This window comes from Aidingimonas halophila (assembly GCF_900106955.1).
Lineage (GTDB): Bacteria > Pseudomonadota > Gammaproteobacteria > Pseudomonadales > Halomonadaceae > Aidingimonas > Aidingimonas halophila.
In genome coordinates, this window is the sequence record NZ_FNNI01000001.1 from 36,116 (window position 1) to 60,570 (window position 24,455).

General features: G+C 60.2%; 23 protein-coding genes. 12 read left to right on the forward strand and 11 right to left on the reverse strand.

Going from position 1 to position 24,455, the window contains the following annotated elements; translation table 11 throughout:
• Positions 1-59 precede the first annotated feature (59 nt).
• Both BLW01_RS00195 and BLW01_RS00200 read left to right on the forward strand, forming a co-directional pair.
• Positions 60-953: a dihydrodipicolinate synthase family protein gene (locus BLW01_RS00195; protein WP_092567469.1), complete on the forward strand. Its 894-nt coding sequence runs from the start codon at positions 60-62 to the stop codon at positions 951-953.
• 18 nt (positions 954-971) lie between these two features.
• On the forward strand, positions 972-1,499 hold the full coding sequence (locus BLW01_RS00200; RefSeq protein ID WP_092567470.1) for a YgjV family protein: 528 nt from the start codon (positions 972-974) through the stop codon (positions 1,497-1,499).
• Between the two features lie 199 nt (positions 1,500-1,698).
• On the opposite strand, the gene BLW01_RS00205 is transcribed toward BLW01_RS00200, so the two are convergent.
• Genes BLW01_RS00205 through BLW01_RS00215 form a run of 3 tightly spaced genes read right to left on the reverse strand, consistent with a single transcriptional unit; the run spans position 1,699 to position 3,470 of the window.
• A complete protein-coding gene (locus tag BLW01_RS00205; RefSeq protein WP_092567471.1) occupies positions 1,699-1,980 on the reverse strand; it encodes a DUF503 domain-containing protein in 282 nt (93 codons plus the stop codon).
• Between the two features lie 13 nt (positions 1,981-1,993).
• Positions 1,994-2,722, reverse strand: coding sequence for an aspartate racemase/maleate isomerase family protein (locus tag BLW01_RS00210; RefSeq protein WP_092567472.1), 729 nt, complete (start codon positions 2,720-2,722; stop codon positions 1,994-1,996).
• Position 2,723: 1 nt separating this feature from the next.
• The gene (locus BLW01_RS00215; RefSeq protein ID WP_092567473.1) at positions 2,724-3,470 is read right to left on the reverse strand and encodes an SDR family oxidoreductase; all 747 of its coding nucleotides are present in this window, start codon (positions 3,468-3,470) and stop codon (positions 2,724-2,726) included.
• Between the two features lie 123 nt (positions 3,471-3,593).
• On the opposite strand from BLW01_RS00215, the gene BLW01_RS00220 reads away from it, so the two are divergent.
• The gene (locus BLW01_RS00220; RefSeq protein WP_092567474.1) at positions 3,594-4,499 is read left to right on the forward strand and encodes a cation diffusion facilitator family transporter; all 906 of its coding nucleotides are present in this window, start codon (positions 3,594-3,596) and stop codon (positions 4,497-4,499) included.
• A gap of 12 nt (positions 4,500-4,511) precedes the next feature.
• Here the strand turns inward: BLW01_RS00220 and BLW01_RS00225 are convergent, their stop codons facing one another.
• The 4 genes from BLW01_RS00225 to BLW01_RS00240 are packed head-to-tail and all read right to left on the reverse strand — an operon-like array spanning position 4,512 to position 8,881.
• Positions 4,512-5,105, reverse strand: a complete 594-nt coding sequence (locus BLW01_RS00225) for a nucleotidyltransferase family protein (RefSeq protein ID WP_175529727.1) — start codon at positions 5,103-5,105, stop codon at positions 4,512-4,514.
• Entirely contained in the window at positions 5,095-6,072 is a 978-nt protein-coding gene (locus tag BLW01_RS00230) for an XdhC family protein (RefSeq protein ID WP_092567475.1), read from the reverse strand. The genes BLW01_RS00225 and BLW01_RS00230 overlap by 11 nt, the downstream gene beginning before the upstream one ends.
• A gap of 2 nt (positions 6,073-6,074) precedes the next feature.
• Positions 6,075-8,417 (reverse strand): xanthine dehydrogenase family protein molybdopterin-binding subunit, encoded by a 2,343-nt coding sequence (locus BLW01_RS00235; protein WP_092567476.1) that lies wholly within the window; start codon positions 8,415-8,417, stop codon positions 6,075-6,077.
• Positions 8,414-8,881 carry a (2Fe-2S)-binding protein gene (locus tag BLW01_RS00240; RefSeq protein ID WP_092567481.1) on the reverse strand — a complete coding sequence of 156 codons (468 nt, stop codon included), beginning with the start codon at positions 8,879-8,881 and terminating at the stop codon, positions 8,414-8,416. Before BLW01_RS00240 ends, BLW01_RS00235 begins: the two co-directional genes overlap by 4 nt.
• Before the next feature lie 203 nt (positions 8,882-9,084).
• Here BLW01_RS00240 and BLW01_RS00245 point away from each other — a divergent pair, with 203 nt between their 5' ends.
• Positions 9,085-9,858, forward strand: a complete 774-nt coding sequence (locus BLW01_RS00245) for an HpcH/HpaI aldolase family protein (protein WP_092567482.1) — start codon at positions 9,085-9,087, stop codon at positions 9,856-9,858.
• Positions 9,859-9,935: 77 nt separating this feature from the next.
• Here the strand turns inward: BLW01_RS00245 and BLW01_RS00250 are convergent, their stop codons facing one another.
• Positions 9,936-11,489: an alkaline phosphatase D family protein gene (locus BLW01_RS00250; RefSeq protein ID WP_092567483.1), complete on the reverse strand. Its 1,554-nt coding sequence runs from the start codon at positions 11,487-11,489 to the stop codon at positions 9,936-9,938.
• A gap of 207 nt (positions 11,490-11,696) precedes the next feature.
• Here BLW01_RS00250 and BLW01_RS00255 point away from each other — a divergent pair, with 207 nt between their 5' ends.
• The 3 genes from BLW01_RS00255 (at position 11,697) to BLW01_RS00265 (ending at position 14,026) form a co-directional block, all read left to right on the forward strand.
• Positions 11,697-12,494: a GGDEF domain-containing protein gene (locus BLW01_RS00255; protein ID WP_092567484.1), complete on the forward strand. Its 798-nt coding sequence runs from the start codon at positions 11,697-11,699 to the stop codon at positions 12,492-12,494.
• Between the two features lie 132 nt (positions 12,495-12,626).
• Entirely contained in the window at positions 12,627-13,277 is a 651-nt protein-coding gene (locus tag BLW01_RS00260; protein WP_092567485.1) for a helix-turn-helix domain-containing protein, read from the forward strand.
• Positions 13,274-14,026, forward strand: a complete 753-nt coding sequence (locus BLW01_RS00265) for a DUF3307 domain-containing protein (RefSeq protein WP_092567486.1) — start codon at positions 13,274-13,276, stop codon at positions 14,024-14,026. The genes BLW01_RS00260 and BLW01_RS00265 overlap by 4 nt, the downstream gene beginning before the upstream one ends.
• A gap of 5 nt (positions 14,027-14,031) precedes the next feature.
• On the opposite strand, the gene BLW01_RS00270 is transcribed toward BLW01_RS00265, so the two are convergent.
• Positions 14,032-15,048 (reverse strand): 1-aminocyclopropane-1-carboxylate deaminase, encoded by a 1,017-nt coding sequence (locus tag BLW01_RS00270; protein ID WP_092567487.1) that lies wholly within the window; start codon positions 15,046-15,048, stop codon positions 14,032-14,034.
• Positions 15,049-15,217: 169 nt separating this feature from the next.
• Between BLW01_RS00270 and BLW01_RS00275 the strand changes: the two genes are divergently transcribed.
• The 4 genes from BLW01_RS00275 to BLW01_RS00290 all read left to right on the forward strand — a co-directional run bounded on the left by BLW01_RS00275 (position 15,218) and on the right by BLW01_RS00290 (position 20,353).
• Positions 15,218-15,694, forward strand: a complete 477-nt coding sequence (locus BLW01_RS00275; protein ID WP_092567488.1) for an Lrp/AsnC family transcriptional regulator — start codon at positions 15,218-15,220, stop codon at positions 15,692-15,694.
• Between the two features lie 100 nt (positions 15,695-15,794).
• Positions 15,795-16,391: a GNAT family N-acetyltransferase gene (locus BLW01_RS00280; protein ID WP_092567489.1), complete on the forward strand. Its 597-nt coding sequence runs from the start codon at positions 15,795-15,797 to the stop codon at positions 16,389-16,391.
• Positions 16,392-16,520: 129 nt separating this feature from the next.
• Positions 16,521-18,242 carry a proline--tRNA ligase gene (locus tag BLW01_RS00285; RefSeq protein ID WP_092567490.1) on the forward strand — a complete coding sequence of 574 codons (1,722 nt, stop codon included), beginning with the start codon at positions 16,521-16,523 and terminating at the stop codon, positions 18,240-18,242.
• A gap of 98 nt (positions 18,243-18,340) precedes the next feature.
• Positions 18,341-20,353, forward strand: coding sequence for a putative bifunctional diguanylate cyclase/phosphodiesterase (locus BLW01_RS00290; RefSeq protein ID WP_092567492.1), 2,013 nt, complete (start codon positions 18,341-18,343; stop codon positions 20,351-20,353).
• 194 nt (positions 20,354-20,547) lie between these two features.
• Here the strand turns inward: BLW01_RS00290 and rfaH are convergent, their stop codons facing one another.
• Positions 20,548-21,084, reverse strand: a complete 537-nt coding sequence (gene rfaH, locus BLW01_RS00295; protein WP_092567493.1) for a transcription/translation regulatory transformer protein RfaH — start codon at positions 21,082-21,084, stop codon at positions 20,548-20,550.
• Positions 21,085-21,236: 152 nt separating this feature from the next.
• Here rfaH and BLW01_RS00300 point away from each other — a divergent pair, with 152 nt between their 5' ends.
• Positions 21,237-22,607, forward strand: coding sequence for an AmpG family muropeptide MFS transporter (locus BLW01_RS00300; protein WP_092567494.1), 1,371 nt, complete (start codon positions 21,237-21,239; stop codon positions 22,605-22,607).
• Positions 22,608-22,618: 11 nt separating this feature from the next.
• Here BLW01_RS00300 and BLW01_RS00305 read toward each other — a convergent pair whose 3' ends face one another.
• Positions 22,619-24,442 (reverse strand): tetratricopeptide repeat protein, encoded by a 1,824-nt coding sequence (locus tag BLW01_RS00305; RefSeq protein WP_092567495.1) that lies wholly within the window; start codon positions 24,440-24,442, stop codon positions 22,619-22,621.
• Positions 24,443-24,455 lie beyond the last annotated feature (13 nt).

Sequence of the window (24,455 nt, forward strand, 5' to 3'; positions counted from 1 at the left end):
ATACAAACCTTTCATTCAGGGTCATCGTCTCATGATCCATTCACTGAGGAGAGCCGAACATGTTTTCCGGTCTGAGTGCCTTTCCCTTGACCCCCATGCAGCATGGCGTAGTCGACGAGGTGGCCTTTATACGACTGATCGAGCGCTTGGCCGATGCTGGCGTCGACTCCATCGGTGCACTGGGGTCGACAGGGAATTACGCCTATCTCACTCGAGAGGAGCGGGCACGCATCGCGCAGCTTGCGGAGAAACATGCCGGCGATATCCCAGTGATCATTGGCATCAGTGCTTTGAGTACTCGAGACGTATTGGCCCTGGCCGAAGATGCACAGAAGGCGGGAGCGAGCGCTGTGCTGCTGGCCCCCATGTCGTATCAGCCACTATCCGAGGAAGAAGTCTTCGGCCTGTATGAAACCGTGGCACACAACCTGTCAGTGCCGCTATGCGTCTACGACAACCCTCGCACCACCCATTTCGAATTTAGTGACGAATTGCACGGACATATTGCTCAACTGCCCAACGTCGGCTCCATCAAGATTCCTGGCGTTCCGGCAGCGCCTGATGCCGCCAGTGTGCGTATCGAGCGCCTGCGAACGCTTATCCCGTCTCATATCACGATCGGGATCAGCGGTGATCCCTTGGCAGCCATAGGCATGAATGCCGGATGTGAGGCCTGGTATTCAGTGATTGGCGGCCTGTTTCCACAAACAGCACTGGCCATCACCCGTGCTTCTCAGGCCGGCGATACCCAGCAAGCCCTGCGCCTTTCCGAAAGATTGAACCCGCTATGGGCACTGTTCAGTCAACATGGCGGCAGCCTACGTGTGATCGCCACAGCGGCTGAGCTTCAGGGTTTGGCTGCGTCGCCCTGCTTGCCGCTGCCACTCCAAGGATTGGATAAGAAAGGTCGACAGAACCTTGCCAGGGTATTGGATGAGTTATCGCTGACCTGATGAGGAGTATGCAGTTCTATGTTCGAAAGCTATAGCACTCTGGCCGGTCAGTTTTTTGGCCTGGTGTCGCTGGTACTCTGTGTCTGGGCCTTTTCCTGCAAGCAGGACGACCGGCTTTTGATGCTGCTGCTCTCCGCGAACGTGGCCTTCGCTCTACAGTTCATGATTTTTGAGAGCTGGACTGCCGCCGCGTTGACGCTGCTGGTGATTGTTCGCATTGCACTCGCACGACGCTATCCGGGCAGCAAAGCGGCAATGGCCATTATGTTGACTGCAAGTGGTGTGGCTTCTGTGCTTACCTGGCAGGGTTGGGCAGACCTGCCCGCCATCGTGGCGATGATACTGGGTACGGTGGGCATGTTCATGCTGCGAGGTATCCCCATGCGTGTCTTTCTGGGGCTGGCAGCACTGGCATGGACACTCAGTCATCTCCTGGTTGGATCCGTGGGCGGAACGCTCGCCGAAGCCCTCGTGCTCTTCACCAATGCCATTACCATTTATCGTCTCTACCGGGCTAAACAGCGCTATCCGGAAGTCATCGATTAGCGCCTGTCGCGTGAATTGGGCGAGCTTTGCTTGATCCATCCCTGGTTCCTATCGACTGTCCTTGGCTGCAGAGACTACCGATCGACATGCGTGACCACCAGGGAAGGGTCAAGTGTAGTGAATGTCTTACACGACGTGTCGATAATGTCTTATGAAGACTGCGGAATGCCGGCATTGCCGATCAGGTCGGTCGCCAGGTTCACAATGTCTCGCGTGTCGCATCGATAAGGCGCCCATCCACGGTACGCTGAATCTTGTCTTCGATCTCGCTGACGATCGCCTCGACGTTGCGACGCTCGTTGCCCGTCACCACGAAGGTCCACTCGCTAAGATCCAGCCGGTCATGATCGCCACTTTCGCACACGGCCACGGCCGGGTTGCGTCCGAAACGTTCGTGCAACCCGCCCATGCGCTGCCGTTTCTCCTTGAGCGAGCGACAGCCTGGCATGGAAATCGTCAGAGTCAGAACGGTGAGATGCATGGCATGGCACTCCCTATCGCAGGGCGCGACAGAAGCGTTCCGGGATCGTCGGCCAGTTCATGCGTTTCAGTCCGGCCCAGAGCGTGACCTGGTTGGCGGTAAGAACCTGTCGGCCGGCGCACTCGTTCAAGGTATCCAATCGCAGCAGGGTGTTGACCGCCGTGTCCGGTACCAGCAGTGGCCGTGTCGTCTCGGGATACTGGCGGGCGAAATCACTGACCGCACCGACGATATCGGCCTGGTGAGAATCGGCGGCATAGGTGCAGTCGAGCGCTTCCACATGCTCAACCGTCACACCGCCTTCTTCGAGGAAACGCATCAACTGTCGGGTTACCTCATCCGGATAAGGGCTGAGCAGATCCACTTCTCGGCACCCCAGTGCGGCCAACGCTTCGTGGAAGGCCAAGGCGGTGCTGATCACGGGCACACCGAGTACGCTTTCGAGTTGTACGGACTGAGCCCGCGCCCAGTCGAGTCCGCCAATGAAACTGGCGCTGGTACAGGCCCAGACGACGGCATCCACGCCATGCCGATTGACCAGCCTTTCGCCCACCGGCGTCAATCGTTCAGTGGCGCCGAGTGCCAGCAGGGCCCCTGGCGCATGAAGACCATCACTGGGAATCTGACCGACCTCGATGGTGGGTAACTCATCGGCCTCGGCGCTAGCGTTCAAGGTGTACCATTCGTAGTCCGTCGGGCCATCCTCGGGCAACAGGATACCCAGGCAGGATTGTGGCGACATGTTACCGACCTCCCGAAATATCGATGAACGTTCCCGTCGAGTATGAGGCGTCGTCCGAGAGCAACCACAGGATCGCCTTGGCAACTTCTTCCGGCTGGCCGCCACGCTTCATCGGTACGGAGTCCTTCAGGCGTTCGATTCGCCCTGGTTCGCCGCCGCTGGCGTGAATATCGGTGTCGATGATGCCCGGGCGCACGGCATTGACCCGAATGCCCTCGCCGGCGACCTCCTTGGCGAAACCGACCGTGAAGGCATCGATGGCGCCCTTGGCGGCGGCATAATCGACGTATTCGTTCGGTGCGCCGAGACGCGCGGCCATCGAGGAGACATTGACGATGGCCCCACCCGCACCGCCTCGTTGTGTCGACATTCGGCGCACCGCTTCGCGGGCACAGAGGAAGCTGCCGGTCACATTGACCCCCAGGACGCGGGCTAGTCGTTCGGCATCGAACGACTCGACCCGGCCCTGTCGTTCGAGAATGCCGGCATTGTTGACCAGCGCAGTGATCGGCCCCAGCTGCCGTTCGGCGGTATCGAACAGGTGCATGACATCCGCTTCGACACTGACATCACCGGCTACCGCCATCGCTATGCCTCCGGCCGACACGATATCCTCGACGACAGCATCGGCTGCACGGCTGTGAACCCGATAGTTGACGCACACCGCGTACCCCCGCGAGGCCGCCAGCCTTGCCGTCGCGGCGCCGATGCCCCGACTGCCGCCAGTAATGATCATGACCTGATTCATGAGATCGCTCTCCAATATCACTTTAATGTGCCGATCTTGGCACCACTGGCCTGTCCCTTGCCACTGGTTTACCTGCCTGGACTGCCATAATATTAGCGGTTTCGGCAAATCTGCGGTTTTCTCATGCAAGCACGGCTCGAACAGCACGCCTTGACCCTGTCGATCTTCATGACGCTGGCCGTTGCCAGCCTGGGTGTCGTCTTCGGTCTGATATCAGGGTCGCAGTCGATCCTGTTCGACGGCGTATTTTCCTCGATCGATGCCGCCATGTCGGGCTTGGCCCTGCTGGTGTCGCGCCTGGTCGTACGCGAGACCAGCCAACGTTTCCAGCATGGCTACTGGCATTTCGAGCCGATGGTCGCGGCGCTCAACGGGTCGATACTGACCTTGCTGTGTTTCTACGCCTTTCTCAATGCCGTGCAGGGATTGATGGAGGGCGGCCGGGAACTGGCCTTCGATGTGGCGATCGTCTATGCCGTGGTCGTGGCCGTGACCTGCTTCGCCATGGCCGCCTACCAGAAACGTCTCAACCAACGTGCCGGTTCCGAGTTCGTGCGCATCGACATGCAGGGGTGGCTGATGGCGGCGCTGATTACTTCGGCCCTGTTGCTTGCCTTCGTGATCGCTTCGCTGCTGGATGGTACGGCCTTCGCGCACTGGACGCCCTATGTGGATTCGCTGCTGCTGGCGCTGCTGACGCTATGTTTCCTGCCCGTTCCTCTCGGTATCGTTCGACGCGCCATGCGGGAAGTGTTCCTGATCGCTCCCGATCACATCGACCGGGAAGTCCACGAGGCCATGGGCTCCGTCATGCAGCGCGACGGGCTGCTCGATTATCATAGCCATGTCGCCAAGACCGGGCGCGGTCATTTCATCGAAATCCATATCGTCACCGCGCCCGATTTCGCGGCCGGCGAAGGCATGGCGCTGCTCGACACGATTCGCGCCGAGATCGCGGGCGGATTGAGTATCCCGCCGGAGCGGCGCTGGTTCACGGTCGCCTTCACGGCCGACCCCCACTGGGCCTGAGCCACTCGCCCGTCACGACCTCACGATGTCGGCCGGGGTATCGATATCGGCGTGAATCCCGGGATCGTCGACATCGACCTCCCGATATCGAGACGAATGGCGATGGATGATGCTGCGTCCGCCCCGGTCGCCATCCAGTGTCGAGAGTTCGGACCAGACGTCGCGACCGAAGCACACCGGATGTCCGAGACGCTCGCCATGACGCGGCCGGACGATGCGCGATGCACTGGTCTCACGCTGCAAGGCTTGTACGGTTTCAGGCCGCACGAAGGGCATATCCGCCAGCACCACCGCTGCCACTCGGCAATCCAGCAGTTCGGGATCGTGCATCAGCACTGCAAAGGCATCGGCGAGACTGGCGCCCAACCCGTTGTCGGCACGCCTGGCACGCATAATGGGCGTATCACACGCCAACCCCAGCGCAGCCGGGTCATCGTCTTCCCGCAATACGACACGCACTCGCGAAACGGCCTCCGCGGTACGCGCCAGCGTCGCGGCCAGCACTGTACGGCCGTCGGGCAAGTTGGCCAGACGTTTGTCCCCGCGACCGAAGCGTTGCGAACGACCGGCCGCCATGATGACCGCCACCATGGGATCAGAGCGCATCGCGCGATCTGCCGCGCTGCACGCGCACGACATCGGCCATGACCGCCAGGGCGATCTCGGCGGGGGTCTTGCTGCCCAGCGCCAGGCCGATCGGCATGCGAATGCGTGCGATATCGTCGTCGCTCAAGTCACCGGAACGCTGCAGGCGTTCGGCGCGGGCATCCGAGGTTCGCTGCGAGCCCATCACGCCGATATAGAAGGCCGGCGTGCGCACCGCCTCGATCATCGCCAGATCATCGATACGCGGATCATGCGTCAGGGCAACGACCGCTGTGGCGGCATGACAGGCGCCGGACGCAATGAAGGTCGAGGGCAGCACCGACTGCACTTCGATACCCGGCAGGTCGAAACTGGCACGTACCTCGTCGCGCGGGTCGCAGGCGATGACTTCGAAGCCAAGCGTGCGGGCGAATTCCGCGCAAGCCTCCGCTACCGGCGACAGCCCGGCGAGTATCAACCGGGCGGCCGGCCCCACGCGAACCTGCACGGAATCACGCTCGGTATCGTGACTCACCCGCGGCCCGGTACCCGCGTCCTGAACGAAATGTTTCCGGCCACTCGTCAGATCGATGCAGCGTACCAGCGCTCGCCGCCCAAGCATGGTGGCATGCAGCACTTCCAGATGGACGAGATTGGACGACGCCGGTGTCAACCGCTCGATCAATACATCGAGCATGCCGCCACAAGGCAGCGCAATTCCCGACCCATCGGCTCCGCCGTCGCCATAGCGCAGCGTGCTCACCGGCTCGTCGAAGTCACCCTCACGGAGCCGTTCCAGGAAGTCCTCCTCGACACAGCCACCGGACAGCGAACCGACATGTCGGCCATCACGTCGTGCGACCAACAGCGAGCCCGGTTCCCGCGGCGACGATCCGAATGTCGAAAGGACCGTGCACAGCCACACCGTTTCGTCATCACGTGCCCAGGCCAGCGCCTGTTCGATGACCTGCAAGTCCAGGTGCTGCATGGTCAACCCGCCAGTTGATCAGCGATCGGAAGACGCCGGAGTCGCTTGCCGGTCGCGGCAAAGACGGCATTGCACAACGCCGGTGCCACCGGCGGCAGGCCCGGCTCGCCGACCCCGCCCAATGCCACGTCGGGATTATCGTTGATCAGGTGCACGCGCAGTGTCCGCGGGGCATGGGGCATGCGGGGAATTTCGAACTGGTGGAAATTGTCCTGTTGGATGCGACCTTCACTGGCGGTGATCTCGCTATGCAGGGCAATGCCGATCCCCATGACACAAGCACCTTCCATCTGAGCACGGATGCGTTCGGGATTGACCTGTGGGCCGCAATCGAAGGCGATATCGGCATTGTGCACGATGACGTTACCGTCATCCTCCACCTCGACCTCCAGCACGACAGCGGTATAGGACGCGAAGCTGTGGTGGAACGCCAGTCCCTGGCCACGTCCGGAGGGCAGTTCCTTGCCCCAGCCGGCTTCATCGGTCGCCTTTTCGATCACCGCTCGCATTCGGCCGATATCGATGGGGTAACGTTCGGGATCCTCGCCATAGTTCCAGGATTCGTCGATCTCGCGCGGATCGATCCGGCGCGCCGGTCCCAGCAGCTCCAGCAGGTAATCACGATGATCGCGACCGGCCGCTTCCGCCATTTCCGCCGCAAAGCTCTGTATAGCGAAGGCGTGCGGCACATTGTACACGGCGCGAAACCAACCGATGCGCACGTGCGCCGAGGCTTCGGGATTCTCGAGGCGAATGGCGGGGATATCGAACGGCATGGTGTTGAATCCCATGCCCAACTCGAAATCGCTCTTGTGTTCAGGGTCGGGAGCAAACAGGGAGCCGATGCTCGGCGACAGGGTGCGATGCCGCCAGCCCTGCGCCCTTCCCTCGCTATCCAGTGCCGCTTCCAGACGATCGACCGACACGGCATGAAAGTAAGAGTGATGCAGGTCATCGTCACGCGTCCACTGCACCCGCACCGGACGGCCATCGAACTCGCGGGTCAGGCTGGCCGCCTCGAGCACGAAATCCGGCTTGGACTTGCGGCCGAAACCACCCCCCAGCAAGGTGACATTGACGGTGACATCCGCGAAGTCGAGTCCCAGACGTTCCGCCACGCCTTCACGGGTGGCCTGAGGATTCTGGACCGGTGCCCACACGTCCGCCTTGCCGTCCACCAGCCTAGCGATGGCGACCGGCGGTTCCATCGGGGCCTGAGCCATGTGCGGCGAATAGTAGGTCGCCTCGACCCGGGTCTCGGCATCGGCCAGAGCCGTCTCGATATCCCCTTCGTCGCGAATCACCTTGCCGGCCGATTCGGCGGCTTTTTCCAGGGACTCGCGGTAACTCTCGGAGTCGTAGTCAGCGTTGTCACCGGCCGGTTCATTGTCCCACTCGATCGACAAGGCATCGCGTCCCTGGATCGCGGCCCAGGTGTTCTCGGCCACCACGGCGACACCGCCCAACGGCTCGAACGCAGCCGGCTGGCCGGTCCCTTCGATGCGAACCACCTTGACGACGCCCGGCACCTCCATGGCCTCACTGTCATCGACACTGGCCACCGTCGCGCCGTAGACGGGCGGCCTGGCCACCACCGCATAGAGCATGTCATCGAAGTGGACGTCCGCCCCATAGACGGCTGTGCCCGTCACGATGTTCTCGCCATCGATAGCCAGTGGCCGCTCGATCTCATCGCCGCTCATCCGTTGGGACGGACCGGTTTGCTGACCGATGTAACGCCACTCGTCGCGCGGTTTGAGGGTCAGGCTGTCGCGCTCGGGTACCGGCAGTTCACTGGCGGCTGCCGCGAGCTCACCGAAGCCCGACTCACGGCCGCTCGGTTCATGCACCACGACATGCACGCCGACACGGCACTCCGAGGCCGGCACATCCCACTGTTCGGCGGCCGCCTGCTCGAGCATGGTTCGGGCCGCCGCCGCGGCACGCCGCATGGGGGCGAACCAGTGACGCATGCTGCGCGAGCCATCGGTATTCTGATTACCGAATTTCTCTTCATCGCCGGGCGCCTGGTCGACCCGAACCCGGTCCCACTCGGCACCCAACTCATCGGCGGCCACCATCACCAGACTGGTGCGAATGCCCTGCCCCATTTCCGCCCGATGGTTGACCACCGTGACCGTGCCGTCTTCGTCGATACGGATGAAAACGTTCGGATCATCGACCCAGCCATGCGGCATGGCGTCTGCTCCATAGGCCTGTTCCTCGTCGGCCACCGCCCAGCCCCAACGGGCGGCAATGACCAGGGCCCCACTGGCAGCCATTCCCTTGAGGACATGGCGACGGCTGACGTTGGCCAGCATCAGGTCATCTCGCAAGCGGTTCATGCCTGATCCTCCTCTTGGCCAGCGGCACGATGAATCGCCTGGCGAATGCGGTTATAGGTACCGCAACGGCAGAGATTCCCGCCCATGGCTTCCATGATCTGGTCGTCATCCGGGTCGGCATTCTCCTTGAGCAGCGCCGTGGCGCTCATGATCTGACCGCCCTGGCAGTAGCCGCATTGCGCGACCCCAAGGTCCAGCCAGGCTTGCTGGACTCGGCGCCCAACCTCGTCATCGCTCATGGCTTCAATGGTCGTGACGTCCTTACCATCGGCTTGCGAGACGGGGGTCACGCACGAACGAATCGCCTCGCCGTCCAGATGCACCGTACAGGCGCCGCACAGTGACATGCCACAACCGAACTTGGTGCCGGTGAGCTGTACAACGTCGCGTATTGCCCACAACAATGGCATCTGCTCCGGCACATCGAGGTCGTGCTCTTTTCCATTGATTGTCAGGGTTACCATCCGGTCTCTCCTCGCTGTCGTTATTCTGCCCCCTGCCGGCCATCATCGCCCCCTGGCCAGAGGCATCCTTCCAATGTAGCAGCCCCGTTTCGATGCAGAGGTGAGAAATCCACCATGGCATGATGGTCAAACCGCTCCTGTTCGGAGACCATCCCCTCTAACCCTCGACACACACGAACTCCCGACATATATGAGGTAGCCCGATGGACCTTCCCCGTAACCGATTCAAACAACGACTCACCGGCGATGCGGCGCAATTCGGCTGCTGGGCCGGGTTCGGCAATGCCTATGCCACCGAGGTGCTGGCAACGACCGATTTCGACTGGTTGCTGATCGATGGCGAGCACGCGCCCAATACCGTGCCTTCCGTGCTGGCGCAGCTACAGGCTGTGGCACCTTACACACCTGCGCCGGTCGTGCGACTGGTGGACCATGATCCGGCGCTGATCAAGCAGGTCCTGGATATCGGTGCCCAGTCGCTGATGATACCGATGGTCAACACTGCCGCCGACGCCGAATCGCTGGTCCGCGCCATGCAGTATCCGCCACGTGGCAGCCGTGGGATTGGCGGCGGCCTGACTCGCGCCACACGCTGGGGAAACGTCGACGACTACCTGTCGCGGGCGCACGAGGAACTTTGTCTGATCGTCCAGGTGGAATCCCGCCAGGCGCTCGACAACCTATCGGCGATCGCGGCTGTCGATGGTGTCGATGCGCTATTCATCGGCCCTTATGACCTCTCCGCCGGACTCGGTCATCCCGGCAATCCCGGCCATCCTGAAGTTCAGGCTGCCATCGACGATGCCATACGGACCATTCAGATGATCGGCAAACGCGTCGGCGTGCTGGCCACCGATCCCGATGACGCTCGTCGCTATCATGGCATGGGCTGTGATTTCATTGCCGCGGGCATCGATATCCTGCTGCTCAAACAGGCTGCTGCGGAGGTCCTGGCTAGCTGTCGCGCGCCAGAATGACACGGAGGTGCCCACCACATTGCAGCACGTATCCCGGCGACCGTTTGCGGACGCCGGGGCAAGATCCCGGAAGAACGTCAAGCGGCAGCTCGGGGAGAAAGCGTCTTGCTGTATAGGGCATTACCCGCAGTATCCATCAGCGTGACGGTCAACTCGTCGCTGTCACCATCGAGATCCACCTGGCCAAAGAACTGGTAGCCCCTTGAGGGTGGCAGGTTGGACTGCCCTTCCGGCGGTGCCTTCTGGTAGTGCACTTCCGGTCCGAAAGTTCCATCCAGTTCTCCCGGCCCGAACGTACCGGCATGCAGTGGGCCGCTGACGAATTCCCAGAACGGCTCGAACTCCTTGAAGCTCGCGCGCTCGGGCGAGTAATGATGCGCCGCGGTATAGTGAACGTCCGCCGTCAGCCAGACCACATTGTGAATGCCCTCATCGCGAATCGCCTTGAGCAGACGCGCGATCTCCAATTCGCGGCCGGCCGGTTCGCCGCCTTCAGCATTGGCGATCGCTTCGAAATTATCGCCGTCGGACACGACCAGGCCGATCGGCATGTCGGCCGCGATGATCTTCCAGGTCGCTTGAGAGTCACGCAGTGAGTCGAGTAGCCAGTCGAACTGATTCTGACCGAGGAAATCGGTATCGTCGGAGGCCGAGGTCTGACGGTTGGTGGTGTTACGCCCCCGGTAGCTGCGCATGTCGAGCATGAAGACTTCTAGCCCCGGCCCATACGGGAAACGACGGTAGATACGGTTGGGCGAGGACGGCATCTGACGCAGCGGCATGAACTCCAGAAACGCTCGTTTCGCACGTGCCGCCAACAGAGACACTTGCGTTTCATTGTAACGATCGTCTTCGAGGACTTCTCCCGGATACCAGTTGTTGGTCGTCTCGTGGTCATCCCACTGTGCCAGCATGGGAATCTCGGCATTGAAACGGCGCAAATTGTCATCCAGCAGGTTATAGGCGAATTGCCCGCGAAATTCGTCGAGTGACTCTGCAACTTTCACTTTTTCCGGCGTCAGCCGATTGCGCCACGTGCTGCCGTCATCGAGATTCACCGTCTCTTCCAATGGCCCGTCGGCATAGACGGTATCACCGGAGTGGATAAAGAAATCCGGTTGCTGGCCTCGCATGGTCTCGTAGATCGTCATGCCACCCCGAGATTCGTCGATACCCCAGCCCTGACCCGCGGTATCGCCGGACCAGACGAAGCAGACATCCCGACGCGAAGCGGGGGGTAAACGACAGCGGCCTATCACGGGCTCGCTCTGGGCACCACGCTCGTCCAGGGCGGCGAAACGCACTCGATAGTGGAGTTCATCCATGCCCTGCAACCCTGTCACATCGAGCTTGGTCGCCATCCCCGTCGCGGGCAATGCGTCCGGTCCGCGCAATTGCACGGCATTACGGAACTCGGGGTTATCGGCCCACTCGATCCACATCCGCGCAGGACGATCCGCCCGGCTCCACAGCATGACCCGGTCCGCCATCGGATCACCGCTCATGACGCCACCGACCACGGCAGGCCGGCGTGACTCAGCCAACACGATCGACGGCGCGACCGTGACACTCCCGGCAACGACACTTCCCTGTACCCCCAACCTCAACAGTTGACGTCGTGACAGCTGCATTCTGTTTCTCCTTTATGAATCATTCGTCCCGACAGTATGCCGTCGATCAGATGACAATCCCTTGGTATCCCGATGACGACTTCGAGGCATGCCGATGACAGGCCCTGTCTACATACTTAACTAAAGTTTGCAGTATGGCCGTCGATAACCCAATAAGACCCGACAATCCCTGTATTGACCGAGGCGATAGGAGCCTGACTCAAGCCAATGCCATCAATCCATATCGCCGCTGTCGCAGCCGTTCTCGCTTCACTCACCACGGCGGGAGTCGCATTACTGGCAGTTCACTCATATTACCGGCGCCCTTTGAAACAGCTGTTGCATTGGATGGATGAGGACATCTGTTCGTTTCACGATGACAGTGTCATCCAGCCACCGAGCTTTCGGATAAGTGCTCCGCTGATCGCTCGGATGGGTCACCGTATCCAGCAACTGTATGATGCCAATCTTCAGCTTCATCATCAGTCGATCAAGGATCCCTTGACCGGTCTCGGCAACCGAAGAATGCTGGAACAGCGCCTGGAGATCGTATTGCCCTTGAGCCGTCGCTGGATGCGGCCGGTCTCGTTATTGATGATCGATGTCGATCATTTCAAGGAGTACAACGACCTATATGGTCACCAGGCCGGCGACGATTGCCTGTTGGAAATTGCCGATGTACTGCGTGATATCTTCCGGCGGGAGACCGATATCGTGGTCAGGCTGGGAGGCGAGGAATTTCTCGTTGTACTGCTCGATGCCGAGATGGAGGAAGCCATGCAACTGGCCGAAGCCATGCGCGACATGCTGGAGGCCGTAGGTGTCCCCCACGAGGGCTCCCATGTATCGAATGTGGTGACAGTCAGTATTGGCGTGACGACTACGTCACCCGGGCACCCCATCGAACTCGATCGCATGATTGCCAGTGCCGATGCCGCTCTCTATCAGTGCAAGGCGCAAGGTAGAAACTGCGTGACCAATGACATCCCCCCTGCGGATTGGCAGGAAGGCTCTCATTCAGCGTAACGTAAGGTCAGTGCACATTTATAACCCTAATAAGTTATAAATTGGTAATATAACCCATTCAATGAATATCCTTGAGTAATAACCAATTTGGGCTATGATAAAGGCATCCACAGATCGCGGTGCCAGCATGCCATGCCCAGACCGATTGCCGTACTGACCGGTGATGTCATTCAATCGCGCAAGATACCCGACTCGAGGCGCTTGTTCGATGTGCTCGATACGATTCTCGCCCAACTTGCCGAGCGTTATGACGGCAAGGGCGAGCGCTATCGCGGCGACGGTTTCCAACTGGCGATCACCCAGCCGGAACGGGGATTGACCGCAGCCATCATGCTGCGTGCCGCCCTTATCCAGCATTCGGACGATGCACAGCGCTGGGACGCCAGGGTCGCGATAGCGATCGGTCGAAGCCAATGGAGTGACCAACAGCCGGTCTCGGAGGCCAATGACGATCCCTTCATTCGCTCCGGCCAGACTCTCGATGAGATGAATGCTCACCTTGGGCTGAGTCTCCCAGCGGGCCAGGACAATGATTGTCTCGTACTGCTGACCCGTTTCGCCGATGAGATGATCGACGACTGGTCTCCCCATTCGGCAGAAACGGTCCTGCTGACCCTGCAACATAACGAGTCGCAACAGGCCATGGCCAAGCGCATCGGTATCAGCCAGCCTGGTGTCCACAAGCGGTTACGGCGAGCACGCTGGCCTCTCTTGTCCGATTACCTGGCCTTCATGGAGCAGCGGCTCACTCTCGCCCCTGTCACGAAGGACGGTGAACCATGACCCCCATGGACCTCTCTTTACTGTTGGGCCTGGCACTGGCGCACCTCATCGGCGATTTTCTCTTGCAGCCCGGACACTGGGTCGATGCCAGACAGGAGCGTGGCATTCAGGCGCCGGAACTCTATCTGCATGCACTGGTGCATGCCGCCCTGTCCACCGCCGTTCTCACGCTAGCCACCCTGTCGGCCGCCAACGGGCCATCGCCTGGCATCGTCGCAGGACTAGTGATCGTTATCGGTGTCAGCCATACCTTGATCGATCTCGGCAAAGCCCGGCTGGCTCCCGACCGACTCCGCTGGTTTCTGCTGGACCAGGCACTGCATGGATTGGTGCTGGTAGGTGTCTGGTGCGCCTGGCTGAACAGCTGGCAACCACTGGTTTTCACCTGGCGCTGGCTGGCATCGCCGGACATTCTGATGATCATCCTCGCCTACCTGCTGATCACTCGCCCCATGTCCATCGCCATCAACCTGGCGATGCAGCGCTGGAGTGCGCAGCTCAGCGAGCCGGGCACACTGGTGGCGGCCGGTGCCCGAATCGGCATACTGGAACGCTTCCTGATCCTGACACTGGTGCTCGCCGATCAGATGACCGCCATCGGTTTTCTACTGGCGGCCAAATCCGTGCTGCGCTTCGGTGAGCTGCGCAACACGCAGGATCGAAAACTGACCGAATACGTCCTGCTCGGTACGCTGCTCAGTTTCTCCGCCACCATCGGCCTGGGCCTGATGGTGACACTGGCCCTGTAGGTCGTTCATCCGTTCTTGAACAATGCCGCATAGGCACTGAGCGCCGGAGCGCCACCCAGATGCGCATACAGCACGCGCGCGCCGTCAGGAAATTCTCCATGACGGATCTTGTCGATCAAACCATGCATCGACTTCCCTTCGTAGACGGGATCGGTCAGTACGCCTTCCAGCCTGCCACACAGACGTATCGCTTCCAGGGTCCCCTCGTTCGGCACACCGTATTCGGGGCCACCATAACGGGTATCCAACACCACGTCATCGTCGGCGATGGAGCGATCCAGCTCGACGAGCGACGCCGTGTCACGAGCGATCCGCGTGATCTGCTCACGGGTCTGGTCCGGTTTGGCGGAGGCATCGATACCGATCACCCGGTCGGCCCGGCCATCGGCCGCAAACCCGACGACCATGCCGGCCTGGGTACTACCGGTCACGGAACACACCACGACATAATCGAACTCGAAGCCCAGTTCGCGCTCCTGCTGGCGCACTTCTTCGGCAAAGCCGACGAACCCTAGTCCGCCCCGAGGGTGTTCAGAGCAACCGGCCGGGATCGGGAATGGCTTGCCGCCCTGACGCTCCACTTCCTCCAGCGCATTCTGCCAACTGGGCCGGATACCAATATCGAAACCGGCGTCATCAAGGCGCAGCTCAGCCCCCATGATACGTGAGAGCTCGATATTACCGACCCGATCATAGATGCTGTCGTCGTAACTCACCCAGTTCTCCTGAACAAGCACGCAGCGCATACCCAGGTGGGCTGCAACGGCGGCAACCTGGCGTGTCTGGTTGGATTGGATGCCACCGATCGACACCAGCGTATCGCACCCTTCTTCGATGGCCTGAGGTATCAGATACTCGAGCTTGCGCGTCTTGTTGCCGCCGAAGGCGAGTCCACTGTTGCAATCCTCACGCTTGGCATAGATCTCGACGTTTCCGCCCAGGTGATCCGTCAGCCGATTCAAGTGTGTGATCGGCGAGGGGCCGAACGTCAGGGGATAGCGGGGAAACTGCGCCAGGTTCATATCACTACTCTCCTTGGATGGGACTTCCTCTATCTTATCCAAAGGTCGAATTAACAGGATTGCGTTTTTCCTATGAATCATTATCTAATGACGCAATAAGTGGGAAAATCACGATCTTTTTTTACGCAGAACAGCCGCTTCGAGAAATGAAACATCTTACAGTTTTGACATGACATCCCTGACCACCCAGGATCTCGACCGTATCGACAAGGCCATTCTCCGCGAACTGCAGCGGGATGCCTCGATCTCGAATGTGGCTTTGGCGGAAACGGTCAATTTGAGCCCACCGGCCTGCTCGAGACGCGTTGAACGGTTAAAGCAACACGGCTTGGTCAATGGCATCGTAGCCCATCTCAACCCCGACAGGCTGAATGCCGGGATGGTCGTACTGATCGGCGTGGTACTCGATCGCTCGACCCCGACCTCGTTCTCGGATTTCGAAACGGCGGCACAGCGAGTCTCCGGCTGCATGGAGTGCCATGTGGTCACCGGCGAATTCGACTATTTCATGCTGGTCAGAACGCGTGACAATCAGAGCTTCAACAAGCTGCACGCGGAGCAACTGCTCTACCTGCCCGGCGTGCGCCAGATTCGCTCGTTCATCGGTCTGCGTCAGGTGGTATCGACGCACCAGATTCCGCTGTAAGTCGCCACCACTGATGCGGGTGTCGCGCCTGTGCTTGGCGCGTTCCGGCAACATTGCTAGGGTGCCGATAACCGTCACCGGCGCTGTGGGAGTCATGATCATGTCCATTCGTATCTCGACTTGCCAGGGGCAAGCCATCACGCCATACCTTGATGACCTGGCGCGGCTGCGCATCGATGTCTTTCGCGATTTCCCCTATCTCTACGATGGCGATTTCGATTACGAGGCGGACTATCTGAATCGCTATGCGGCCTGCCCCGACAGCCTGTTCGTCCTGGCGCTGGATGAGGACCACGTAGTGGGGGCCGCCACCGGTATGCCGTTACGCGAGGATATCGAGGAATTCCGCTCACCTTTCGAACAGGCGGGCTACGATATTTCTCGCATTTTCTACTACGGTGAGTCGGTACTGCGCTCCCGATATCGTGGCCAGGGCATCGGCAAGGCCTTCATGCGCGAGCGCGAGACACATGCACGAGCACACGGTTTCGATACCGTCGCCTTCTGTGCCGTGGAGCGACCTGCCGATCATCCGCTACGACCGGCCGGCTATCAGCCTCTGGACGGATTCTGGGAGTCCCAGGGATATCGGAAGGTTCCCGAACTGCATACGACCTTTCACTGGAAGGACATCGGTAACGATCACGAAACCGACAAACCCATGGTGTTCTGGCTGAAATCCTTGAACCACCAATAAGGCGCTGGCGGTCCGAGCGTTTCCCGCAGCAAGGGGTTGCCGTACAATCGTGGGCAAATATCATGCGCCGGTGTCGACATGTACGCTGGCGCCACCGTTGACCCATTTCACGAAGGAAACACCGGATCCATGCGCGCCAGTCAACTTCTGATACCCACGCTGAAGGAAACTCCCGCAGACGCTGATATCGTCAGTCACCAGCTCATGTTGCGTTCGGGCATGATTCGTCGCCTGAGCGCGGGGCTGTACACCTGGCTGCCGCTCGGTCTGCGTACACTGCGCAAGGTCGAGACCATCGTGCGTGAAGAGATGAATCGTGCCGGAGCCCAGGAAGTCCTGATGCCGGCGATTCAGCCTGCCGAGCTGTGGCAGGAATCCGGCCGATGGGATCAGTACGGCAACCTCTTGCTGCGTATCCGCGACCGACATGATCGCGACTTCTGCTATGGTCCGACCCACGAAGAGGTCATCACGGACCTGGTGCGCAACGAGATTCGCTCCTACCGGCAGTTGCCGACCAACTTCTATCAGATTCAGACCAAGTTTCGCGACGAGACCCGGCCGCGTTTCGGTGTCATGCGTGCCCGTGAGTTCATCATGAAGGACGCCTACTCCTTCGATGTCGACCAGGCGGGGCTCCAGCGCTCCTACGAGGCGATGTACGATGCCTATATCCGTATCTTCACGCGCCTGGGGTTGGACTTTCGGGCCGTCGAAGCCGATAACGGAGATATTGGTGGCACCGGTTCCCACGAGTTCCAGGTACTCGCCGATTCCGGTGAGGACGCGGTGATCTTTTCCACCGAGTCCGATTACGCCGCCAATATCGAAAAGGCTGAAGCATTGCCGGCCCCCTTGGGTGAGACACCTGAACGTCCGGCACCGCAGGAGGAACTGCGACTGGTGGACACGCCCCATGCCAAAACGATCGCCACGCTGGTCGAACAGCACGGCCTGCCCATCGAAAAGACCATCAAGACCCTGATCGCCCATGGCAGTGACGGCAATCTTATCGCCTTGCTGGTGCGTGGCGATCATGAACTCAATGAGGTCAAGGCCGAGAACCTTCCCGAGGTCGCGGCGCCACTGAGCATGGCCAGCGAGGAAGAGATTCGCGCCGCCGTGGGCGCCGGTCCGGGGTCATTGGGTCCGGTCGGGCTGAACCTGCCGATCGTCATCGACCGCAGCGTGGCGTTGATGAGCGACTTCGGCGCTGGGGCCAATACGGATGGCAAGCACTATTTCGGCATCAACTGGGAGCGTGATGTCGATCTGCCCAAGGTTGCCGACCTGCGTAACGTCGTCGAAGGCGATCCTTCCCCCGACGGCAAGGGCACATTGGCCATCGCCCGCGGCATCGAAGTCGGCCATGTATTCCAGTTGGGCACCAAGTACTCCACGGCCATGAACGCGACCGTGCTCGACGACAACGGCAAGGCCGTGCCCTTGTTGATGGGATGCTACGGCATCGGAGTCACCCGCGTGGTTGCCGCGGCCATCGAACAGAACCATGACGACAAAGGGATTATCTGGCCCGATGCCATCGCCCCTTTCGAGGTGATGCTGGTTCCGATGAATGCCCACAAGTCCGAGCGAGTCCGCGAGACCGCGGAACGTCTCTACGAGGAACTTCAGGCCCAAGGGATCGAGGTATTGCTCGATGATCGCGATACCCGTCCCGGTGTGAAGTTTGCCGATCAGGAATTGATCGGGATTCCCCACCGACTGGTCATCGGGGAACGCAGTCTCGACAACGGTGAACTCGAGTACAAAGGGCGACGCGATGACGATGCGACCATGGTGCCTGCCGACGACATCGTCGATTTCCTGCACAAGGCCCTTCATCGTTGAGGCACGTTAACAATAGCCAATGACTCTTTATCGGCTCCCGTACTAGAATGACTGATATTGCATAATGCGGTATATCATTCAGGGACAACCAGCCGACAATGAATCAAACGGTCATGGAGAAGTGGCGTTCGGTCAGCCATCGCTATCGGCGCCACGGCCTTTGGTGGTACGGCACCTCATCCATCTCCGTACTCCTGATTGTCACTTCCCTATGGATACGCTGGCCATGGCTACTGCTGCTGCCACTCTTCTTGATCACCGGCTTGAGCGCCTGGTCATGGCGGCGCTTCTCGCGTCAATCGAACGCCGGACTGGCCATCATCAATGAAATGCTGGAAACCCAGCAGCGACTCGCCGATCAGCAGCAGGCCTGGCGAGAATTGCGTGATCTGCATCAGCAGAATGTCAGTGAGTCACACTTCTTCGATGTCCTGCTGGAATCGACCTCACGACTGATCGAGACCGACCAGCTCAGTATCTGGCTGCTGGACGAAGGCAGCGCAACGATGCGTTGCCGGGCCAGCTTGTACCCAGGGAGGGTCGGAACGACCCTCGATACACGCGAGGTTCCCAACTATCTGCACGCATTGCAGAATGCCCCCAGCTTGACCGCAGACGATGCACGCAATGATCCGCGGCTCACCGAACTGCAGGATTATCTGGAGAGATTCGACATCATCTCCATGCTGGATGTGGGGATTTTCGTCGGTGGCGAACTGCGCGGCATTCTCTGCTGCGAAGCACGACATCCCCGCCAATGGCGAACGGAAGACGTAAGTTGCCTGATGGCGGTGTCCGGGCTGCTTTCGCAGTTCGCCGAATCCTTGCGTCGCCAGGCGGCGGAACGGGACCTTTACCGACAGATTCATTATGACGACGTCACCCACCTGCCCACCTTGCGGGGGCTTGATACCAGCCTCGAGCGATACATCGAACATGGCAGTTTCCATCTCGGGGTCTTGCGTATTGCCGGACTCAGCCACATCAACGAAACACTGGGACAGGCGGCGGGTGACGAAGCGCTGATGCAGGTCGTCACCGAATTACAACGCCTGCTGCACAAGAGTGGACTCACGCCGGAACTGGCCCGACTTCCCTCCAACCGGATCGTCGTCCTGATCCCCGCCAAATCCCGCAACACCATTCAATCATGCGGCATGGACATGCTGGCAGCGCTCAATGCACGCGACTGGCTCAGCGAGCAACATCCCGTCAGTCTGCAGTTCGCCATGGGCATCGCCAGTTATCCCGATGACTCCCGCAATACCGATCAGTTGCTGCAGCGTGCCGAACTGGCTCTCAAGAAGGCGCGTTCCGACACGCGCCATTTCCTGGCGTTCTATAACAGTGAATTGAGTGAATGGCAGCGGGAACAGAATCAGTTGGAGCGCGAATTGCGGGAGGCGTTGGCCGACGGGCATTTCCGGCTTTATCTGCAGCCCCAGTTCGACGGACGAGGCCAACTACGAGGAGCAGAGGCCCTGATACGCTGGCAGCACCCGCAGCGCGGCTTGCTGACCCCGGGAGACTTCATCGGCGTGGCCGAGCGTTCCGGCCTGATTCGTCCCATTGGCTACTGGGTTCTGGAGCAGGCGGCCGACTTGCTGCATGGACCACTACAAGACACATGTCTGATGCTGTCCGTCAATGTGTCCGTTCATCAATTGCGCGATGACGATTTCCTGGGTCACGTCACCTCCCTGATTCGTGAGCGCCAGCTGGCACCCGAGCGACTGGTTCTGGAAATCGTCGAATCGTTGCTGGTCACGCCCGGCGTCACCAGCAGGCTCCAGGCGCTGCGGCGCTTGGGCATCAACCTCTCGCTCGATGACTTCGGTACCGGTTACTCGTCATTACGCTATCTTCAGGAATTCCAGGTCGATGAAATCAAGCTCGACAAGGTCTTCATCGATCCGTTGCAGCATCAGGACGATGTGCCATTGGCCCGCTCGATCATTGCATTGGGCAAGGCTCTCGGGCTGCGGCTCGTCGCCGAAGGTGTAGAAAGCGCCCCACAACGGCAATTTCTCCAGAAACACGGCGTCGATATCCTCCAAGGTTACTATCTCGCCCGCCCTGAGCCCGTACCGTCCTTTCTCGATCGCCTATGAATCCGCAACCCTCCCTGCAGACACTGACGGGAGGCTCGGCGCGAGACACGCTGGCACCCATAAAAAAACCGGCCCCGCAGGACCGGTCACGGGGGTTGCCCCCCCTCCCCTGACAACGCTGGATGCGTTACAGGAGGAGCCTATCGTCTCATCAGGGATGAGGCGTTGACCTGAATCAAGATCAAGACATTCTCTCACGAGCGTCGACGCAACTGGGCAACGGGTATCTCCAACCGCTGCTGCTTATGCAGCATATTGAGCAGGACGATGGCGCGCTCTTCTCCCTTCTGTGACTGGAACACCGCCTGCAGATCCCGAAAAGGCCCATCGGTGATCTCCACGTCATCGCCGGCGCGGAAATAGACGTTGGCTCCCTCATCGGCCATGCCTGCTGGATGATCGCGCAACACCGCTATCAGGGCATCATCGACTGCAATGGGTTCATCACCGAAGGTCAGCAGCTTCAACACTCCCCGAGTGGAGCGTATCGGTCGCCAATTGCTGGCGACCTTGTCCAGCCGGATGAACAGGTAATATGGAAATAATGGTTCCGCTATCCAGGTCAACTTCTGTCGGCGTTTCTTCTGGACTTCCAATACCGGGTGAAACACCTCGAAACCCTGATTGCCGAGATGCTCGGTGGCACGAAACGATTCGCCTCCCTTGCATTGGATGACATACCAGCGTGGTTGTGCGTCGGTTTCAAACGAACTCGCTTCAGGATCCTGCATGGTGCCGTGTCTCCACCCTCCGGCAATGTCCAGTGACAGTGCCGGGCAACAGTTGGGTTTTGCTGACGAGGTATCAAGCGTTGGAATGCTAGTTTACCATTGCTTCGCGATTCTTGTGCGCTTACCGCTGTATTCAGTCACGGGAGTTTTTCATGATGCCGCCCCCCGCCCAACGCAGTTGGCGTGACGCGCTTGCCGTTTACCTTCGTCCCCAGGTCATCACGATGCTATTTCTGGGGTTTTCAGCCGGCCTCCCTTTCCTGCTGGTGTTTTCCACGCTGTCAGCGTGGCTACGAAGCAGCGATGTCGAGGTCGCAGCGATCGGTTTCTTTTCCTGGATCGGCATTCTCTATTCGATCAAGTTCTTCTGGGCTCCGGTCGTCGACCGCCTGGCCCTGCCAGGCATCACCCGCATCTTCGGCCAGCGCCGGGGCTGGATGCTTTGTGCTCAGGGCATGATCATCATCGGCTTGATCGGCCTATCAAGCCTCGATGCCCACTTGAACCTTAGGCTGGTGGCCTTCTTCGCCTTGCTGGTAGCCTTCGGCTCGGCCACCCAGGACATCACCATCGATGCCTTTCGTATCGAATCGGCTCAGGACGATATCCAGGCCGCCATGGCGTCGACCTACATCATCGGTTATCGGGGCGGCCTGCTGGCGGCCGGAGCGGGCGCATTATATGTCGCCGATCTGGTCTCCTGGGAGGCGGCCTATCTATGCATGGCTGCCCTGGTAGGTGTCGGCGTGATCACGGCACTGATTCGCCCCGAACCGAAGCGCTCGTCACTGTCAGTCCAGTTCATCCACGAGCCCCAGGTCCGCACGTTCATCCGCAAGAGCCGCGGTCGGCCGAAACCACTGCGTCGCCTGCAGGCCTGGGCCATCGGTGCAATCATCTGTCCATTCACGGACTTTTTTACCCGCCACCGGCGCAAGGCGTTGTGGCTACTGGTGTTCGTGGCCATTTTCCGTATCAGTGACCTCTCGATGGCGGCCATGGCCAACCCGCTTTATATCGACCTGGGGTTCTCGCTGTCGATGATTGCCAACGTGACCAATGTCTTCGGGATCGTCATGAGTATCGGCGGCGGTATTCTCGGCGGACTGCTGGTGGCACGCTACGGCATTGGCCCGATACTGATTCTCGGGGCCGCCATCGTGGCAGCCACCAACCTGTTGTTCGCTCTGCTGGCTGTCAGTGGTCCCAGCACCCCGATGCTGGTGATGACCATTGTCGGCGACAATCTGTCCAACGGCCTGGCCAGCACCGTCTTCATCGCTTTTCTTTCCAGTCTGACGTCACGCGCCTATACCGCTACGCAGTACGCCCTGTTCTCATCGCTGATGACGCTGCCCGGCAAGTTCATCGGTGGCTTCTCGGGTATGGTGGTGGATGCCCAAGGTTACGTCGTATTCTTCATCATGGCATCGCTGCTGGGAATTCCCGCCATTCTGCTGGCTTGGCGAGTTAACCGCGACAGAGAATTGCTGCCTGCCCCCACGCCAAGTGCCAGCGCGTGACGCCCGGCGGGTCAATGTTTGGCTGCCGCACGCTGGGCAGCCAGCCACTCCAGCGCGCCACGACTATTGGCCCATTGATCGCGCATCAACGTACGATACTGCCACGCCTCGGCACGACTGCCCGCCGCCGGCGCCTGATTGGGCAACCGAGGGACCGATTTCACGTTGTCATCGCACAGGATATCGGCGATATAAGGGTTGATCCCCAACGCCTCATGCAACGTTTCCTGCGCCTCTTCACGCCGCCCGAGGCGGAACAATGCCAGTACACGCCCCATGATCACGCCCAACAACGGTGTCTCGCCATTCGGCTCACTGACCTCCAGGGCTTGATGGTTCCGGTCGGCGCGTAACAGTTGGTCCAGCACCAACTCACGCAGTCCCAGGTTGTCGTGGCTATCCAACGCCAACAGACGTTCCGCCAGACGCCGGGAGTGTTCCCGGGCCCCGCGTTCCATGCCGACGACCAGCGCCAGGCCGGCACGCAGCAACACGGCATTGTCGCCCGGCTCCCAGGCCACATCGGTGGCTCCTTCATTCGCCAGTTGCAATAGCCAGCGTTCGAGTCGGGATGCCAGAGGCTCGAACAGGCTCGCCGCCATCCAGGGCAAGCTCCCGAATCGGCTGGTCATTGCCAGGGAAAGATCCTGCAGTACTGCTGGTGAATCCAGCCACTCGGGATGCGAACAGAGTTCCACTAGCCAGACATCAGCCTGGGGCCATGGATCCGATTCGAATCCCAGTGCCGTGGTTTCATCGACCTCTGCGGGAAACACCTCGCGCCAGGCCATGTGGAGTGCCTTCTCACGCTCACTGGTATGGTATTCGTATTCGCCGTTTCCAACATGATGGAACGACAGCAGCGGCGCGGTGGGTAATGCGGCCAGCAGCGCCTGAAGAGCCGCCAGGGGTTCGGCCAGACTTTCCTCGGCATTGACCATCTGCTCGGCCAGGGTCGCTTCCGGATTCTCGGCCAGATCGCCCAGGAACTCCAGTTGTTCCGGTTCCAGATCTCCCTGACGGGCCAGACGCCTGAACCAGAAACGCGATCGCTCCTTGGCTTCGTCGACATTGCCTTCGTGCAATAACAGCATCGCCTCGATGTAGGCCAGGGTCGGCGAATCCGGCAACGCCTGTTGTGCGCGAACGAACGCCTGGCGGGCACTGGCCAGATCATCGTTGTCGAGATGCATCAGACACAGCCGCTCCAACGCAGCGCCACGCAGGAACAACGGGCCTCGCTCGAGAACGGCATCGAGCAGCGCCGTACGCTTACGATGAAAACCTCGCTCCTGGTAGAGATCCACCAGCAATTCAAACGCCGGCTCCGTCTGTTCCGGTAACGTTGACCAGTCCTGTTGATCGAACAAGGCTTCGAGACATTGCTGGGCACGTCCACGCTGGTCACTCTCGGCTGCGATCAAACCGGCCTCGAGTAGTGCCTGAGCGGGCGCCCGGCCACTCTGTAATGCCAACCGGAGTGTCTCCCCTTTCCAGTCACGCAGCGACAGCATCCACATCAAGTGATCGGGAATCGCCCCCGGAAAACTGACGGTGCCGCAACAGTCGCGGGTCTGGAAACCGGAATCACACCAGCAGGGTTCGTGATTGTCAGGACGTGCCAGGGGCTCACAGGCGAATCCGAGACGCACCAACGGGGTCTGCGACCACAATTCGGGAGCCAGGGCCTGGGCCATGGCCAGATCCCCACCGAGATGCCTGACCCCCTCTGTCCGGGCCCAGGCGATCAGCGTCGGATAGTGTTCATCCTCGCGAATCGCTTCGAGTGCGCCCGAAGCGAAGTCCAATAGTTGTTCCACCCATGCCGCCAGCATCGCAATCTCCGCC